Source organism: Achromobacter sp. NCFB-sbj8-Ac1-l, assembly GCF_052695805.1.
The window spans coordinates 2,358,388-2,374,368 of sequence record NZ_CP199812.1; the positions used below are offsets into that span (position 1 = coordinate 2,358,388).

14 protein-coding genes are annotated in these 15,981 nt (G+C 68.4%); 6 read left to right on the forward strand and 8 right to left on the reverse strand.

All coding sequences use genetic code 11. The annotated features are described in order from the left end of the window. The first annotated feature begins 171 nt into the window (after window positions 1-171). Window positions 172-1,167, forward strand: a complete 996-nt coding sequence (locus tag ACUDP5_RS10860) for a Bug family tripartite tricarboxylate transporter substrate binding protein (protein WP_445658746.1) — start codon at window positions 172-174, stop codon at window positions 1,165-1,167. Then, window positions 1,164-1,889 carry an SDR family oxidoreductase gene (locus ACUDP5_RS10865; protein WP_263911836.1) on the forward strand — a complete coding sequence of 242 codons (726 nt, stop codon included), beginning with the start codon at window positions 1,164-1,166 and terminating at the stop codon, window positions 1,887-1,889. Before ACUDP5_RS10860 ends, ACUDP5_RS10865 begins: the two co-directional genes overlap by 4 nt. Before the next feature lie 21 nt (window positions 1,890-1,910). On the opposite strand, the gene ACUDP5_RS10870 is transcribed toward ACUDP5_RS10865, so the two are convergent. Together ACUDP5_RS10870 and ACUDP5_RS10875 are read right to left on the reverse strand one after the other, a co-directional pair. Beyond that, on the reverse strand, window positions 1,911-2,306 hold the full coding sequence (locus tag ACUDP5_RS10870) for a hypothetical protein (RefSeq protein WP_263911838.1): 396 nt from the start codon (window positions 2,304-2,306) through the stop codon (window positions 1,911-1,913). After that, window positions 2,303-3,175, reverse strand: a complete 873-nt coding sequence (locus tag ACUDP5_RS10875) for an AraC family transcriptional regulator (protein ID WP_263912036.1) — start codon at window positions 3,173-3,175, stop codon at window positions 2,303-2,305. Before ACUDP5_RS10875 ends, ACUDP5_RS10870 begins: the two co-directional genes overlap by 4 nt. 90 nt (window positions 3,176-3,265) lie before the next feature. On the opposite strand from ACUDP5_RS10875, the gene ACUDP5_RS10880 reads away from it, so the two are divergent. Beyond that, entirely contained in the window at window positions 3,266-3,946 is a 681-nt protein-coding gene (locus ACUDP5_RS10880) for a DJ-1/PfpI family protein (protein ID WP_263911839.1), read from the forward strand. Window positions 3,947-4,048: 102 nt separating this feature from the next. Here ACUDP5_RS10880 and ACUDP5_RS10885 read toward each other — a convergent pair whose 3' ends face one another. Further along, on the reverse strand, window positions 4,049-4,531 hold the full coding sequence (locus tag ACUDP5_RS10885) for an Lrp/AsnC family transcriptional regulator (RefSeq protein WP_263911841.1): 483 nt from the start codon (window positions 4,529-4,531) through the stop codon (window positions 4,049-4,051). 97 nt (window positions 4,532-4,628) lie between these two features. On the opposite strand from ACUDP5_RS10885, the gene ACUDP5_RS10890 reads away from it, so the two are divergent. Next, complete coding sequence (locus ACUDP5_RS10890) at window positions 4,629-5,282, forward strand: LysE family translocator (RefSeq protein ID WP_445658747.1); 654 nt, start codon at window positions 4,629-4,631, stop codon at window positions 5,280-5,282. Between the two features lie 177 nt (window positions 5,283-5,459). On the opposite strand, the gene ACUDP5_RS10895 is transcribed toward ACUDP5_RS10890, so the two are convergent. Together ACUDP5_RS10895 and ACUDP5_RS10900 are read right to left on the reverse strand one after the other, a co-directional pair. After that, window positions 5,460-7,358, reverse strand: coding sequence for an ABC transporter ATP-binding protein/permease (locus tag ACUDP5_RS10895; protein WP_263911844.1), 1,899 nt, complete (start codon window positions 7,356-7,358; stop codon window positions 5,460-5,462). Between the two features lie 586 nt (window positions 7,359-7,944). Then, window positions 7,945-11,592 carry an ABC transporter ATP-binding protein/permease gene (locus ACUDP5_RS10900; RefSeq protein ID WP_445658748.1) on the reverse strand — a complete coding sequence of 1,216 codons (3,648 nt, stop codon included), beginning with the start codon at window positions 11,590-11,592 and terminating at the stop codon, window positions 7,945-7,947. Window positions 11,593-11,687: 95 nt separating this feature from the next. On the opposite strand from ACUDP5_RS10900, the gene ACUDP5_RS10905 reads away from it, so the two are divergent. Continuing rightward, window positions 11,688-12,656 carry a LysR substrate-binding domain-containing protein gene (locus ACUDP5_RS10905; protein ID WP_263911847.1) on the forward strand — a complete coding sequence of 323 codons (969 nt, stop codon included), beginning with the start codon at window positions 11,688-11,690 and terminating at the stop codon, window positions 12,654-12,656. Between the two features lie 67 nt (window positions 12,657-12,723). Beyond that, complete coding sequence (locus ACUDP5_RS10910) at window positions 12,724-13,212, forward strand: DUF4952 domain-containing protein (RefSeq protein WP_263911849.1); 489 nt, start codon at window positions 12,724-12,726, stop codon at window positions 13,210-13,212. A 42-nt stretch (window positions 13,213-13,254) separates the two neighbouring features. On the opposite strand, the gene ACUDP5_RS10915 is transcribed toward ACUDP5_RS10910, so the two are convergent. From ACUDP5_RS10915 to ACUDP5_RS10925, 3 genes are read right to left on the reverse strand one after another with little or no spacing between them, the layout of a single operon-like run. After that, window positions 13,255-14,046, reverse strand: coding sequence for an ABC transporter ATP-binding protein (locus tag ACUDP5_RS10915; RefSeq protein WP_025139087.1), 792 nt, complete (start codon window positions 14,044-14,046; stop codon window positions 13,255-13,257). Then, window positions 14,034-14,804, reverse strand: a complete 771-nt coding sequence (locus ACUDP5_RS10920; protein ID WP_175194941.1) for an ABC transporter permease — start codon at window positions 14,802-14,804, stop codon at window positions 14,034-14,036. The genes ACUDP5_RS10915 and ACUDP5_RS10920 overlap by 13 nt, the downstream gene beginning before the upstream one ends. 18 nt (window positions 14,805-14,822) lie before the next feature. Next, entirely contained in the window at window positions 14,823-15,821 is a 999-nt protein-coding gene (locus ACUDP5_RS10925) for an aliphatic sulfonate ABC transporter substrate-binding protein (RefSeq protein WP_445658749.1), read from the reverse strand. Between the last annotated feature and the right edge of the window lie 160 nt (window positions 15,822-15,981).

The window sequence follows — 15,981 nt, forward strand, 5'->3', positions numbered from 1 at the left end:
CCGGTCTGTTTTTCGTGTGCTTGTGAATATAGTCCGTATTTACGTACTATAGGAAGCACCTGTCGGCCGCGCGTGCCGCCCGTCATGCCGGACCGCAGGAAAAAAAGGCAATCCGCCGCCGGCGGAGCCAATAGAAATCCGCGATCAGCGGATTCGCGAGGAGACAGATCCATGACGCATTCCCTGCATCGCCGTGCCGGGCGGCGGGCGCTGGCTGCGGCCGCCCTGGCTGCGCTGGCCCTGTCCGCGGCGCACGCCGCGGGCTATCCGGAGCATCCCGTCACCGTGGTCGTGCCGTATCCGCCGGGCGGCGGCGCGGACCTCTTCGGCCGCGCCATCGCCAACGCGCTGCAGCCGGGCCTGAAGCAGACGGTGCTGGTCGAGAACAAGCCCGGCGCCGGCGGCAACATCGGCATGGCCTACGTGGCCCGCGCCAAGCCCGACGGCTATACGCTGGGCCTGGGCACCATCGGCACGCAAAGCATCAACCCATTCCTGTACGCCAACATGACGTTCGACCCCGAGCGCGACCTGGTGCCGATCGCGCTGGTGTCCACCACGCCCAACGTCATTGCCGTCAGCGCCAAGTCGCCCTACAAGACCGTGGCCGACGTGATCCAGGCGGCCCGGCAATCCAAAGACAGGAAGCTGACCTATGCCTCGCCCGGCATCGGCTCGTCGGTGCACCTGACGGGCGCCTATTTCGAGGCGATGGCGGGGGTGACGATGCTGCACGTGCCGTTCAAGGGCACGTCGGCGTCGCTGCCGGCCGTGGCGGGCGGTCAGGTGGACCTGCTGTTCGACAACCTGCCGGGCGCGCTGGCGCAGATCAAGGACGGCAACCTGGTGCGCGGCGTGGCCGTCACCTCGGCCACGCGCGACCCGTCGCTGCCCGACCTGCCCACCGTGGCCGAGTCCGGCCTGCCGGGCTTTGACGTCACGGCCTGGTTCGCGCTGTATGCGCCGCGCGGCACGCCGGAAGCGGTCGTCAAGCAACTGATCGAGGCCGCGCGTACGGGCCTGGCCAGTCCGGCCATCGCTACCAATTTCGCCACCCTGGGCGCCCGGCCGGGTACGTTGTTCGGCCCCGACCTGGCCGCCTTCGAGCGCGACGAGCGCAAGAAATGGGGCAGCCTCATCAAAGACAAAGGAATCACCGCGCAATGACCCCTTCTCCCATCGCATTGGTGACCGGCGGCAGCCGCGGCATCGGCCGCGCCATCGTTGCGCGCTTGCTGCAGGACGGCTTTCGGGTCGTCAACTTCAGCCGCCGCGCACCCGACGAAACCCTGCCCGGCGAGACCTTCCAGTCCGTCGACCTGGGCGATGCCGCGGCCACCATCGCGGCGGCCGGCGCGCTGGTCGCCGCGCAGCCCGTGCTGCACCTGGTCAACAACGCCGGCATGATCCAGGTCGCCGATATCGAATCCGTCACGCAGGAAGACCTGGCGCGCACCGTGGCGTTGAACCTGACCGCGCCGCTGCTGCTGATGCAGGCGCTGCTGCCGGGCATGCGCCAGGCGGGCTACGGCCGGGTGGTCAACATCGGCAGCCGTGCGGCGCTGGGCAAGCCCGGGCGCTCGGTCTATGGCGCGACCAAGTCCGGCCTGGTCGGCATGACCCGCACCTGGGCGCTGGAACTGGGCAAGGCCGGCGTCACCGTGAACACGGTGGCGCCCGGGCCCATCGCCACCGAGCTGTTCGATCAGTCCAACCCGCCGGGCGAGCCGAAGACCGTGGCGCTGGAAGCGTCCATTCCCGTGGGGCGGATCGGCCGGCCCGAAGACGTGGCGCACGCGGTGGCCGGGTTCCTGGACCCGCGCGCGGGCTTCATCACCGGGCAGGTGCTGTACGTGTGCGGGGGGATGTCGGTGGGGTTGGCGGGGTAGGGGCCGGGCGGCGGCGGCCTGTCAGCCGGTGCCGTCGCTGCCGTCCAGCGGCCACGGAAAGTCCGGCGTGATGCGCAATTCCAACCCCGCTTGCGACAGCAACTGGTGCAGCCGGATCACTTCATGCGCCAGCTGGTCTTCGGCTACCGGCAGGTTTTGCGTGATCAGGTCGCGCGCCCGCTTGACGCCGATGCCCAGCGCCACCGACAGGCGGGCGATGGCGGTGGCCGTGCCCAGCGCGCCGGGCGTCGCCCACAGCGTGTAGGGCGTACGGTCGTGGAAGGGGTGGTTGGGGTTGGTCGTGGCCACCATCCAGCCGCACGCCGTGCAACGCGCGATCAGGCTCAGGCCCTGTTCGGCCACGATTTGGGGCTGGCCGCATTCGGGGCAGGGCGATTGCGTGATGCGTTCGGTCATGGCGCCAGCCCCATGACGTGGCGCAGCGTCTTGCCGGACACCTTGCCCGAGGCCTGCAACGCCACGGCGCGTTCCTGCCGCAGCCGGCGCAGCACTTCGGCCGGCGTCACGCCGAAGTGGGCGGCGAACTTGCGCTGGAAGGTGCGGCGCGACATATGGCAGGCATCCGCCATGTCGTCCACCGACCAGCGCGCCGACAGGCTGGCTTCGATCTTTTCCACCAGGTCGCGAAACGGCGCAGCCATGCGGTCCTGCAGCCGCAATGACTGGCTGTACTGGCGCTGGTCGCCATTTCTGCGCATGAACACGACCAGGCGCCGCGCCACGTCTTGCGCCACCTGGGCGCCGACGTCGCGTTCGATCAGGGCCAGCGCCAGGTCGATGCCGGCGGTTACGCCTGCCGAGGTCCAGATGGCGCCGCTTTCGATGTAGATGCGGTCGTCTTCCACCCGCAGGCCGGGATGCAATTGGCGCAGCCGGTCAGCCGAACGCCAGTGCGTGGTCACGCGGCGGCCCTCTAGCAGGCCGGCCGAGGCCAGCAGGAAGGCGCCGGTGCAGACGCTGCACGTGCGGCGCGCCTGCGGGCTGCGGCGGCGCAGCCAGGCCAGTGTTTCGCCGTGGGCGCTGGCCTGGTCGATGCCGGGGCCGCCGGGCACGAACAGCATGTCGATCGGCGCATCGTCATCATGGCCGAGGGTGGCGTCGGCCTGCATGCGCAGGCCCTGGTCCCAGGTGGATACCACCGGCGCGGCGGCCACGGTGGCCAATTGGTAATAGGGGGCGCCGCCTTCTTCGTTGGCGGCGCTGAAGGCCTGCCACGGGCCGGCCAGGTCCAGCGGCTGGAAACCGTCGTACAGCAGGAACACAATGCGCTTTGGCGCGATCGCGGGTGCATTTGGCGCACGCTCGCCGGCGCGTCCGCCTACCCTGGCGTTTCCATTCTGCGAAGGAGCATCGTCATGCATGTGAATATTCTCTTGTTCGAAGGGCTGACCCAGCTGGATATGACGGGGCCGTACGAGGTGCTGGCCGCCGCGCCTGGTTTTACCGTGGATTTTGTCGCAAAAACGCTTGCGCCGGTGCGCAGTGATCGCGGCCTGCGGTTCGTGCCCACCCAGACGCTGGCATCCGCGCCGCCGTGCGATCTGCTGGTGGTGCCGGGCGGGCCGGGCACGGATGATGCCATCGTTGATCCGGACTGGGTAGCCTTTACCCGCCGCCAGGGGTTGGCGGCGGGGCACGTGTTCGGCATCTGCACGGGGTCGCTGCTGTTGGGCGCGGCGGGCCTGCTGCGCGGCAAGCACGCGTCCAGCCACTGGCGGGCGCGCGAGCTGCTGGCGCATTTCGGCGCGATCCCCACCGATGAGCGCCTGTGCGTGGACGGCAAGTTCTTCACGGCGGGTGGCGTCACGTCCGGCATCGACATGGCCCTGAAAGTGGTGGCCACGCTGTGCGGCGACGCCGTGGCCAAGCAGATCCAGCTGCAGATCGAATACGACCCCAAGCCGCCGTTTCCGGGCGGCACGCCCAAGACGTCGGAACCGGCCATCGTGCAGCGCTATCTGGACATGTCCCAGGCGCGTTTCGAGACGCGTCGCGCGGCGGTCGAGCGCGCCGCGGCGGCGATGCCGCGGGATTAGGGCCTGTGCGAGGTTTCTTTTAGTGTTGCAGGCCCTGGGCGGCTTGTGGCGCCAGCGGGCGCTTGAGGCCCGCCAGCAGGTGCGGCCGAGGCGGTTGTGCGCCTAGCGCCCCAGATGATCCAGCGGCAACGGGCCGTGCGGCTTGACGGTCTGGATCGCGAAGTTGCTGCGGATGTCCTTCACGCCGGTCAGTTTCAGCAAGGTGCCCAGCAGGAAGGTCTCGTAGGCGCGCAGGTCCGGCACCACCACCTGCAACAGGAAGTCGGACTCGCCCGACACCAGGTGCGCGGCCACCACTTCGGGCAAGGCGCTGACTTCCTTGCGGAACTGGGCGGCATCGCGCTCGTGATGGCGCTCGACCTTGACGCCCACGAACACGGTCAGGCCCAGGCCCACCTCGTCGGGCGCCAGCCGCGCCTCGTAGCCCTGGATCACGCCGGCTTCTTCCATCAGGCGCACCCGCCGCAGGCAGGGCGACGGCGACAGGCCGATCTGCTCGGCCAGCTCCACGTTGGTCAGGCGGCCGTTCTTCTGCAAGGCTTCCAGAATGCGGCGGTCGAAGGCGTCCAATTCGCGTTTTGGCATGGAATTTATGTACGTTGATATTTATTGGTGAAATATGCCAATAATGCTACTCCAAGTGGCATGAATAGAAGGCACATGCCGATGCCTATTCCCTAGAATGACCGCATTCCAAGTCGTTGAAATGAGGGTGGTCATGGCCGATATGGCGTTGTTCCTGGGGGCGTTGCTGGTGGTCTATGTGGTGCCCGGGCCGGACATGATCCTGCTGCTCGAAACCGGCGCCTTGCGGGGCCGGGCACCGGCCCTGGCCGTGGCAGTGGGCCTGGCGATAGCCCGCGCCGCCCACGTGACGCTGGCCGCGCTGGGGTTGGCGGCGCTGTTCAAGACGCATCCGTGGGCGTTCGACGCGGCGCGCACGGTGGGCGGCTGCTACCTGGTGTGGCTGGGCGTGCGTCTGCTGCGCGCCGGGCCGCTGTCGTATGACGTGGCGACCCAGGCGCAGGCCGCCGCGCGCGGGAAGGGCCTGGCCGCGGCGCTGCTGAGCGGCGTGCTGACCAATGTGCTCAATCCCAAGGCGTTGCTGTTCTGCTCGGTGCTGCTGCCGCAGTTCGTGTCGCCGGCCCAAGGCAGCATCGGCCAGCAGTTCGCGGTGCTGGGCGTGGTGCTGGTGAGCCTGGGGCTGACCTTCGACGTGCTGTGCGCGCTGGCCGGCGGCGCGCTGGGCCGCTGGCCGGCGGCGCGCTGGGCCGCTGGCTGGCGGCGCGGCCGCGGGTCCGCAAGTGGCAGGGCGCGGTGTTCGGCACCGCGCTGATCGGGTTCGGCTTGAAGCTGACCTTGAGCCGGTAGGCGCAGGGGGCGGCTCGGCCAAATAAAACGGACCAGACGAATGGGCCTGATGAATAGGCCAAAAAAAAGCCTGAAACTCAGGCCAAAAAAATGGGCCTGACATACGTCAGGCCCATTTGTCATCTGCGGCGTTGCCGGCGCATTACTTGCCGAAGGCAAAGGACGTTTCGTCCTGGTCCTCGGCCTCGCCATCCGTTTTCACGGGCGTGGGCTGGGCGCCATCGGCCAGCATTTCCGCCTGCGTCAGGCCCTTGGTCAGTTCCAGGGCCTGGCGCTCGAACAGGCGCCGGTACAAGCCGCCCTTCAAACGGATCAGCTGGTCATGGCTGCCTTCTTCGATGATGCGGCCACGGTCCATCACCAGCAGGCGATCCAGCGCGCGCACGGTCGACAGGCGGTGCGCGACCACCAGCGTGGTGCGGCCGACCATCAGGCGTTCCATGGCCTGCTGGATGAGCACTTCGCTTTCGCTGTCCAGGCTTGAGGTGGCCTCGTCCAGGATCAGGATGGGCGCGTCCGCCAGGAACGCCCGCGCAATCGCCACGCGCTGGCGCTCGCCGCCCGACAGCTTCACGCCGCGTTCGCCGACCAGCGTTTCGTAGCCTTTGGGCAGCGCCATGATGAAGTCATGCGCGCTGGCCAGCCGTGCGGCCTTTTCGATATCGGCCTGCGTGGCGCCGGGACGGGCGTAGGCGATGTTCTCGGCCAGGGTGCGGTGGAACAGCACCGGTTCCTGCTGCACGATCGCGATCTGGCTGCGCAGCGACGACTGCTTCACCTGGGCGATGTCCTGCCCGTCGATGGTGATGCGGCCGCCGTTGACGTCATACAGGCGCTGGATCAGCTTGATGAAGGTGGTCTTGCCCGAGCCGGAATGGCCGACCAGCCCGACGCGTTCGCCCGGGGCGATGCGCGCCGAAAAATGGTCGTACAGCGCGGTGTCGTGCCGGCCGTAGCGGAACGTGACGTCTTCGAAGCGGATCTCGCCCGCGCCGATGCGGATCGCGCCCGCGCCAGGACGATCGTCCACCCCCAGGGGGTGCCTGTCCATCGCCACCAGTTCTTCCATGTCGTTGACCGAGCGCTGCAGGTTGCGGATGTGCATGCCGACGTCGCGCAGATGGCCCTGCAGCATGAAGAACATGGTCAGCGCGAAGGTGATGTCACCGACGCTGGCCTGGTTGCGCGACCACAGGAACAGCGATGCGCCCAGGATGCCGGCCTGCATTGCCACGAGCATCGCGCCCTGGACGCCACCGTTGATAGTGGCGCGGACCCAGGTGCGGCGCGTGCGGCGGCGCCACTTGTCGACGACGCGGCCCAGTCGGGTTTCTTCGCGCGTTTCGGCGCCGAAGGCCTTGACGACCGGGTTGCAGCTGACGGCATCGGCCAGGGCGCCGCCCATGCGCGTATCCCAGGCGTTGCCCAGCCGCGCGGCCGGCGCGACGTAGCCCAGGGACAGCGTGGCGGTGACGGCGATGTACAGCACCGACCCCAGGCCGACGACCAGGCCCATGATGGGCCAGTGCACGCCGAGCAGGGCGGTGGCGCCGACGAGCATGACGACGGACGGCAGCAGGGCCACCAGCAAGGTGTCGTTCAGGACGTCGACGGCCCACATGCCGCGAGTGATCTTGCGCACGGTCGAGCCGGCAAAGCTGTTGGCATGCCAGTCGGTGGAAAAGCGCTGGACCCGGTAGAAGGCGTTGGACACCATTTCATTCATCATCTTCAGGGTGAAGGTGATGATGTTCTGGAAGACACCCTGGCGCAGCAGGGTGCCGCCGATGCCCAGGGCGATCAGCAACCAGAACGAGGTGATGGCCGCGCCCCAGATCATGTCGTCGGCCGCGGCGCCGGAGGCGACGGCGTCGACCAGGCGGCCGGCGTACAGCGGGGTGAGGACGTCGGCCAATGCGGAGAGCAATGCCAGGCCGATGATGACGGCGGTGCGCCAGGGCTGGGCGCGCCAATAGCGGAAGGTAAAGCCGAGGACGTCCTTGAAGGCTTGTCCTCGCAGATCGATTTTTGTTCGATTCATTGCGATTGGCCGGCAACGCGGGGATGCCGGATTCCTTTTGGGAAAGGGGGTGATACGACCTGCGCAGCGAGGCGCGGGCATTGCGTTCAAGGGTTTGGGGCGGGCACGGAGGGCCAGTCGCCAAATAGCATGGCGATGGGTCCGCGCGGGCGACGACTACTTAATGGCGTCGCGGAGATACGCGCGGGATGGCGGTATGCGGATTTGTCATCTTGCGCCTCCCAGGTGTAGGTGAAGGGGAAAAACATGGGCGTAGGCCCGGATTGATGATTCTATAGAAATGGTGTAGGGGAATCAACCCGGGGACTGGCGGCCTGTGGGGTTTTTCTAACGGTTGCCGGTAACGGTTGCCGGTGTTTGCTGGCCGGGGCCGCGTTCTGAAGACGCCCGTCGCGGCGGGGATGGGGGAGCGCGGGGCTACGATTGCGGGCGTTGGGGCGGGTGGTTTGCCTGGCGTTTTGTTGAGGGGCTTGCCCGTCTTCTGAAGGTCTTGCGGGGTCGCCCAAATCGGCCGCGCGGGCGGCCTTCTTGGGCGCAGGGGGGTCGGTGCGTCGGGAGGGGGACGCACTGTCTTGGTGGTGGTGAGTTACGTTGGTATCGACGCCGCGTTGCCCGTGTTGCGATCCTGCGCGTAGGCGCCCTGGTGGCTGGCGAGTTTGGCGTAGGCGCCTTGTCTGCGCAGCAGTTGGTCGTGGGTGCCGGCTTCGGCGAGGGTGCCGTTTTCCAGGACCAGGATCAGGTCGGCGTCGCGGATGGTGGAGAGACGGTGGGCGATGACCAGGGTGGTGCGGTGGCGCATCAGGAGGTCGAGGGCGCCGCGGACCTGCATTTCGGACACGGTGTCCAGGTGCGAGGTGGCTTCGTCCAGGATCAGGACGGGGGCGTTTTTCAGGAAGGCGCGGGCGATGGAGATGCGTTGGCGTTGGCCGCCGGACAGTTGCATGCCGCGTTCGCCGACGCGGGTGGCCAGGCCGTCGGGCAGGGTGGCGACGAAGGACGTGAGCGCGGCCTGGTCCAGGGCGCGGGCAAGGTCTTCGCGGCTGGCGTCGGGGCGGGCCAGGCGGATGTTGCCTTCGAGGGTGTCGTTGAAGAGGTAGGTGTCTTGGGTCACCAGGGCGACGCGTTCGCGCAGGCCGTCGAGGTTGAGCTGGCGGACGTCGACGCCGTCGAGTCTGACGGTGCCCTGGCGTGGGTCCCAGAAACGCAGGAGCAGGCTGGCGACGGTGCTTTTGCCGGCGCCGGAGGCGCCGACGATGGCGACGGTGGCGCCGGCGGGGACGGTGAAGGTCAGGTCGCGCAGGGTGTCCTGTTGCTTGCCGGGGTAGGCGAAGTGGACGTGGTCGAAGGCGAGGGACAGGCCGTGGGGGGCGACGGGCGGAGGCAGGGGGCCGTCGGTGACGGGCTCGGGTTCGTTGTTGACGACGTGCAGGCGGCGCGTGGCGGCGATGGTGTCGGCCAGCTGGCGGCTGACCTGCGAGATTTCGGAGACGGGCAGGAAGGTGGCCAGGGCAATGAGGACCAGCAGGGGCAGCATGCTGGCGGACAGGGCGCCGGCGGACACTTGCAGGGCGCCGACGACGGCGACGGCCAGGCCGCCCAGGCCCATGGCGACTTCGAACCAGGCGGTCTGGCGCGAGAGGTCGCGCAGGATGTCCAGGCGGCGGCCGCGGTATTGGTGGGCGACCTTGAGGAATTCGTCGCGGCGCCGGCCGGTGGCCTGGAAGGCGGTGAGGTCGGCCAGGCCCTGGATGGTGTCGGTGGTGTGGGCGCTCATTTCGCCCAGGGCGTGGCGGGCGCGGTCGCCCAGGGCGTCGACCTTGCGGCGGCCGCTGATGGGCGAGACCAGGGCGTAGGCCAGGAAGGGCAGCAGGGCCAGGGCAACGGGCCAGCTGTAGACGGCCAGGAAACCCAGGACGGACAGGGGCACCAGGACCGAGACGATGGCGGGCGCAATGGTGTGGGCGTAGAAGTACTCGACCATTTCGACATCTTGCGTGGCCAGGGCGACGAGGTCGCCGGAGCGCCGTTGCAGCAGGTAGGCGGGGGCCAGGCGTTCGAGCTTGTCGTAGAGCTTGACGCGCATGTCGGCCAGCAGTTGATAGGCCATGGCATGGGCGAGCCAGGATTCGAGCCAATGGAACAGGGCGGCGAGCGGGGCGGCGATGAGCAGGCCGGTGATGAGGGCGCCGGTGTCGCGGCCGTCGCGGATGGCGGCGACGACGAGGGCGCTCAGCACGCCTACGCCGATGAAGGCGGCCACGCGCGCCACGCCCAGGAGGATGGTGGCGATGAGGGTGCCGCGCCACGGGCGCACCACGGACAGCAGGGTGCCGAGCGTGGCGCGCCAGCCGACCTGTTCGGCGTCGGCGTCCAGCGGGCGCAGGGCGGGGCCCTGGCCGCCGCCGCTGTCATTGCTTGCGTTGTCGCCGGCATCGGCGGGTGTCCGGGCGCGGGCGATGTCGGTGGGGGCGAGCCGGGAATCGCTGGCGGCGGCCGGCGGGGCGGCCAGGGCGACGGCCTGTTCGTGCATCAGGCGGTAGTACAGGCCATGCAGCTGCATCAGGTCGGCGTGGGGGCCTTGTTCGACGACGCGGCCCTGGTCGAGCACCAGGCAGCGGTCGGCGCCGATGACGCTGGCCAGGCGGTGCGCCAGGATGAGGGTGGTGCGGCCGGCCATGAGGCGGTCCAGGGCCTGTTGGATCAGGGCTTCGTTTTCGGTGTCGACGGACGAGAGCGCTTCGTCCAGGATCAGGATGGGGGCGTCGCGCAGCAGGGCGCGGGCGATGGCTACGCGCTGGCGCTGGCCGCCCGACAGCTGCAGGCCGCGTTCGCCGATGCGGGTGGCGTAGCCTTGCGGCAGCGCCATGATGAAGTCGTCGATGTTGGCGGCACGCGCAGCGGCGCGCACCTGTTCGTGGGTGGCGTCGGGGCGGCCCAGGCGCAGGTTGTCGTCGATGGTGCCGTGGAACAGCGTGATGTCCTGGCTGACCAGGGCCATGTGGCTGAGCAGCGTCTGGGTATCGATCTGGTTGACGTCGTGGCCGCCGACGCGGATGGCGCCGGCCTGGGGCACGCATTCGCGCAGCAACAGGCGCACGATGGTGGACTTGCCGGCGCCGCTGGGGCCGACGATGCCGACGCGTTCACCGGCCGCGATGCGCAAGGACAGGCCCTGGTGGGCGTGGCGTTCCGGGGTGTACGAGAAGGCGACGTTGTCGAATTCGATGGTGGGGTCCAGCCGCGCGGGGGCGGTGGCCGCGTGGACCTGGGGCGCGGCGGTCAGGGGGCGGGCGTCCATCAACGCATGGATGCTGAGTGCGGCGGACTGGCCGAGCATGCCGCGGTGCAGGACCGAGCGCAGGTCGCGCAGCGGGCGGAAGATTTCGGTGCCGGCCATCAGCACGATCAACAGGGCTTCGACGCTCATGTCGCCAGCCGCCACGCGCCAGGCGCCGACGGTCAGCGCCAGCGCGGCGCCCAGCGCCACGCCCAGGTCGCTGATGCCGCGGGTGAGCAGGCTGACGGACAGGACCCAGAAGGTGTTGTCGGACAGCTTGCGGGCGCGGGCGGCCAGGCGTTCGCCCCAGGCCTTGCCCTGGCCGTAGGATTTGAGGGTGGGCAGGCCCTGCACGGCGTCCAGGAATTCCTCGCCGAATTCATTCAGCGAACGGGTGCGCGCCAGGCTGGCGCGGCGGTCGAGCATGTGCACGGCCATCGGGCCGAACAGCGCGAACAGCGCGGCCACGAGGAACACCGACGCGGTGGGCACGTCCCAGAAGGCGATGACGGCGAAGATGGCGAACGGCGCGGCCGCGGCGATGGCCACCTGAGGCAGGTACTGGCCGAAGAAGGTCTGCAACTGCTCGACACCGTCCACGACGGTGAGCATGACGCCGCCGGTGCGCTGGTTGGCGAACCAGGCCGGGCCCAGCGCCACGATGCGGTCGTACAGCCGCGCGCGCAGCGCCTGCTGCACGTCGGCCGAGCAGCGGTTGGCCTGCACCGTGCGCAGGTGGTCGAACAGGGCGCGCAGCAGCACCATGGCGCCGGCGCACAGGGCGGGCGTCAGCCATTGCTGCCACGGGGCGCCGTCGAACACGCGCGCCAGCAGCTGGCCCAGGAACACGTAGCGGGCGATGCCTGCGGCCAAGGCCAGCAGGCCCAGGAAAATGCCGCCCGCCATGGCGGCGCGCAAGCCTTCGGTCAATCGCCAAAGCCTGGAATCGAAATACATATCAATGCTCCCTCAGAAGCCTGAATGGTCACGCATCCGGCAGCGGCGGAAAAGCGATAGTTATTCAATCATGGGTTGAGATAAACTCAACCCCTATGCCTGATCTGCCTACCCACACGCCGCCGCTGGCCGCCCTGCGCGCCTTTGAAGCCGTTGCCCGCCTGGGCAGCCTGAGTCGGGCAGCGGTTGAACTGCACGTGACCAAAAGCGCCGTCAGCCACCAGTTGCGGGCGCTGGAAGCCGACCTGGGCGTCAGCCTGCTGCGGCGCGGGGGCACGGTGCGGCGCGCGGAAACCACCGAGGCGGGCGCTGCGTTGCTGGCGTCGGTACAACAAGCCTTGACCCTGCTGGAGACCGCCTGCCGCAATGCGCGGGCCAGCGCGCGGGGCAAGCGCCGCTACAACCTGAACGTGTCGGCCAACCCGTCGCTGGCGGCGCTGTGGCTGGCGCCGCGCATTGGCCGGTTCATCGCATTGCACCCGGACATCGACATCCAGGTGTTCCTGCACGCCAGCCAGGACCCGGCCTGGAAGGCGCAGGACATCGACCTGGCCTTTCTGCACGTGCGCGCCCTGGGCCCGCACCTGGCCGCGCCGGGCGACATTCCACTGATGACCGAAACCGTGGTGCCGGTGTGCAGCCCGGCGCTGGTGGCGCCGCAGGATCGCGACGACCCCGGGGTCTTCGCGCGCCATCGCTGGCTGGAAGAAAAGCACATCGACAGCCCCGAAACCGACTGGCGCACCTGGCGGCCGCGCCTGGGCCTGCCGGAAAGCGCCGGCCAGGACCCGCTGGTGCTGTCGGGCCTGAGCACGGTAGTGGCGGCCGCCGCGGCGGGCGTGGGCATCGCGCTGGGCCGCGCGCCGCTGATCGACGAAGAACTGGCAAGCGGCCGGCTGGTGGCGCTGACGCCGCGCCTGCGCATGCCGGGGTCGTGGGGCTATGTGATGCGCATCCATGCCAACCGGCCGATGGACGCGTCGCTGCCGGCGCTGGTGGAATTCCTGGCCGAAGAGGGACGCGCCGCCGCGGCGTGGCAGAATCCGGTGGTGGCGCGTGCGTAGCGCGCCGACCCGCGGCGCCCTCTGGCGAAAAGGCAAGTGTCCGCGGCCCGTTCCTGTCGAGGCGTCCTTGAATCCCCTGGTCGAATTGCTGTTGCGTCCGTTGCGCGTTGTGTTGCTGCCACTGGCCTTGCTGGCATGGCCGTGCCTGGTGTTGCCAGCGTTGTGGCTGCCATCGCCCGCCCTGGCGCAGGCCGCCCCCACGCCGGGCTGCGAGGATTTCCTGGCCGCGTTGGGCGACAAGCCCGACTTCATCGAATACCAGGGTTGCCGCCTGGAAATGCGTGTGCAGGGCAAGCCGCTGGTGGCGCGCTACCGGGTGGACGGCGCCGCAGCCGCGCTGGCCGAAAGCTATCTGCGGCGTCAGTTCGGCATGCCGCCGCTGCAATTCCAGTGCTGCGGTTGGCAGACACCGCCGCAGTTCTGGCGCGATTTGCGCACGGGGGAGGGCTACACGATCGGTTTCGGTTCCGAAGAAACCCTGCTGTCGTCCCGTTCGCAATGGAGCCAGATTCCCAGCTTTCATATCCGGGTCGAGCGCTACACGGAAGAGCCCTGACGGGCGGGCACGGCCTGGGCCGCGCCCGCCGGCGTTGCCGCCCTAGCCGTCGGCCAGTTCCATGCTGCGCGTCACTTCTTCCTGCACCCGTTCCCAGATGGCGCGCTTGAGTTCCACGAAGCGCGGCGACAGCTGCACGTCCGCGCTGCGCGGGTGGGGCAGGTCGTTCTGGATGTCCTGCACGATGCGGCCGGGCTTGGACCCCATGACCGCCATGCGGGTGGACAGCGTCAGGGCCTCGTCGATGGAATGGGTGATGAAGACAATGGTCTTGCCGCTCTGCTCGTAGATCGACAGCAGCTGTTCCTGCAGCACCTGCCGCGTCATGGCGTCCAGCGCGGCAAACGGCTCGTCGAACAGCATCACGTCCGGGTCGTTGGCCAGCACCCGCGCGATGGACACGCGCTGCTTCATGCCGCCGGACAGCGCATGCGGATATTTGTCGGCCGCCTGCTTCAGGCCCACCATCTCGATGTATTTGCGGGCGATGGGGGCGCGTTCCGCGCGGGACAGGCCGCGCATCTTCAGGCCGAATTCCACGTTTTCCTGCACCGTGCGCCAGGGGAACAGGGCGTATTGCTGGAACACCATGCCGCAGGCCGCGGTGACGTCCGTGACCGGCTTGCCGTTCACCGTCACCGTGCCCGTGTTGGGGGTGATGAAGCCGGCCATCAGGTTCAGCAAGGTGGACTTGCCGCAGCCCGAGGCGCCCAGCAGCACCAGGAATTCGCCGCGCTTGACCGACAGGTCCACCTTGTCCAGCACGGTGATGTCGCCATAGGCCTTGGACACGTCCTGCAGGCGGATCATCGTGTCGTTGCTTATCGTTGCCATGCCAGTACCCATCGTTCAAGTAGACGCAGACAGAGGTCGGTGACCAGCACGGTGAAGCTGATCAGCACCATGCCCAGCACCACGGTATCGGTCTGGAAGAATTCCTTGCCGTTCATGATCATGAAGCCCAGGCCTTCCTTGGACGCGACCAGTTCGGCCGAGATGACGCAGGTCCAGGACAGGCCCAGGATGATCTTCATGCCCGACAGGATCTGCGGCAGGCAGCCGGGAAACAGCACTTCGCGCATCACCTGCCAGCGGTTGGCGCCCAGGTTGCGCGCGGCCCGCACCAGCACGGGGTCGATGCTGCGCGAGGCCTCCATCACGTAGAGCAGGGCGGGCACGAACGAACCCATGAAGACGATGCTGTACTTCTGCGTCTCGGTGATGCCGAACCACAGCAGCGACAGCGGAATCCAGCTCATGGACGGCAGCGGGCGCAGGAACGAGATGATGGGGTCGAACACGGCGCGCGCCACCTTGGACGTGCCCAGCAGGATGCCCAGCGGAATGGCTACTGCCACGGCCGCCAGAAAGCCCACCATCACGCGCCGGGTCGAGGCCAGCACGTTGTAGAACAAGGTGCCCTGGTCGGACATCGACAGGGCGCGGGCCAGCACCTGCGACGGCGCGGGCAGGAAGATCGGGTCGACCGCGCCGGCGCGGCACAGGCCTTCCCACAACAGCAGGAAACACAGCAGGGACACCACGCTGACCCAGATCAGCGTGGTATCGCGGGGAGCGGTACGCGTGGACATGAGGCGACGGCTCCGGGCTTACAGGTACGAGGCCTGGACCCAGTCCTTGACCGTGGGCGCGCGGTCGATCTGCTTCAGGGACACCAGCATCTCGGCCAGCTTCTGCATGCCGCTGACGAAATTGCCCGGGTCCACCATCAGCGCCTTCTGGTCGGCCGCGCTGTACCACTGGGTCTGCTTGATGACGCCCAACTGGTCCTCACGCGACAGGCCGGTCAGTTCCAGCAGCACGCCGGCCGCTTCCTGCGGCTGTTCGGTCAGCATCGTATTTGCCTGGAACACGGCCGCCAGGAACTTGCGCACGGCCTCGGGGTTGTCCTGGCCCAGCTTGGCGCGGGTCAGCAGCACGTCCGGGCCGGGCGTGATGGCGTATTGCTTGTAGAGCGAGAAGGCGGTGTCGTCCAGCAGCACGCGGGTGCCGGGCACGGCCTTGATGCGGTCGAAGGCCGGCGTCCAGGCCACCGCCGCATCGATCTGCTTGCCCTGGTAGGCCGACAGGATGTTGGTGGCGGGCAGGTTGATGATGGACACGTCGCGGTCCGGGTCCAGCCCGGCCTGGCGCAACACGTCCAGCAGCAGCACGTGGGCGCTGGACGCGTAGGTGACGCCGATCTTCTTGCCCTTCAGGTCGGCGATCGACTTGACGTCGTCGCGCACCAGCACGCCTTCGGCGCGGCCGAAATTGTTGGGCGTGGCGATCACCTGGAACTGGCGGGCGCCCGCGGCCATCAGGGCCAGCGACGAGACCACGCCGGTGCCGGCCAGGTCGATGTTGCCGGCCATCACGGCGCTCATCCGGTCGGACGAGGTGGCAAAGCTCTGCCACTTGATGTCCAGGCCCTGCTTGGCGAACAGGCCCGTCTTCAGGGCGATGTAGGCCGAGTAATGGCCCAGCCAGGCCGAGCCGCCGTAGGTGCAGGACGCCCCGGCGGCGCGGCCGATCATCGGAAAGCCCAAGGCGCTGGCCCCGGCCAGCGCGGCGGTGCGGACCAGCATGGCGCGGCGATTCATGTTCATGCGATTTCCCCTGCTTGAATGGTGATGGACTGAACGACTGATGTCGCCGGCACTCTGCGGTGCGGCTGCCCAGACTTTCGCCCGCCGCCGGAGCGCCGGCCTGTATATAAGCAATGCCGATGCTCTAAATCCAACGCGCTTATATTTCGATGGCCCGGGA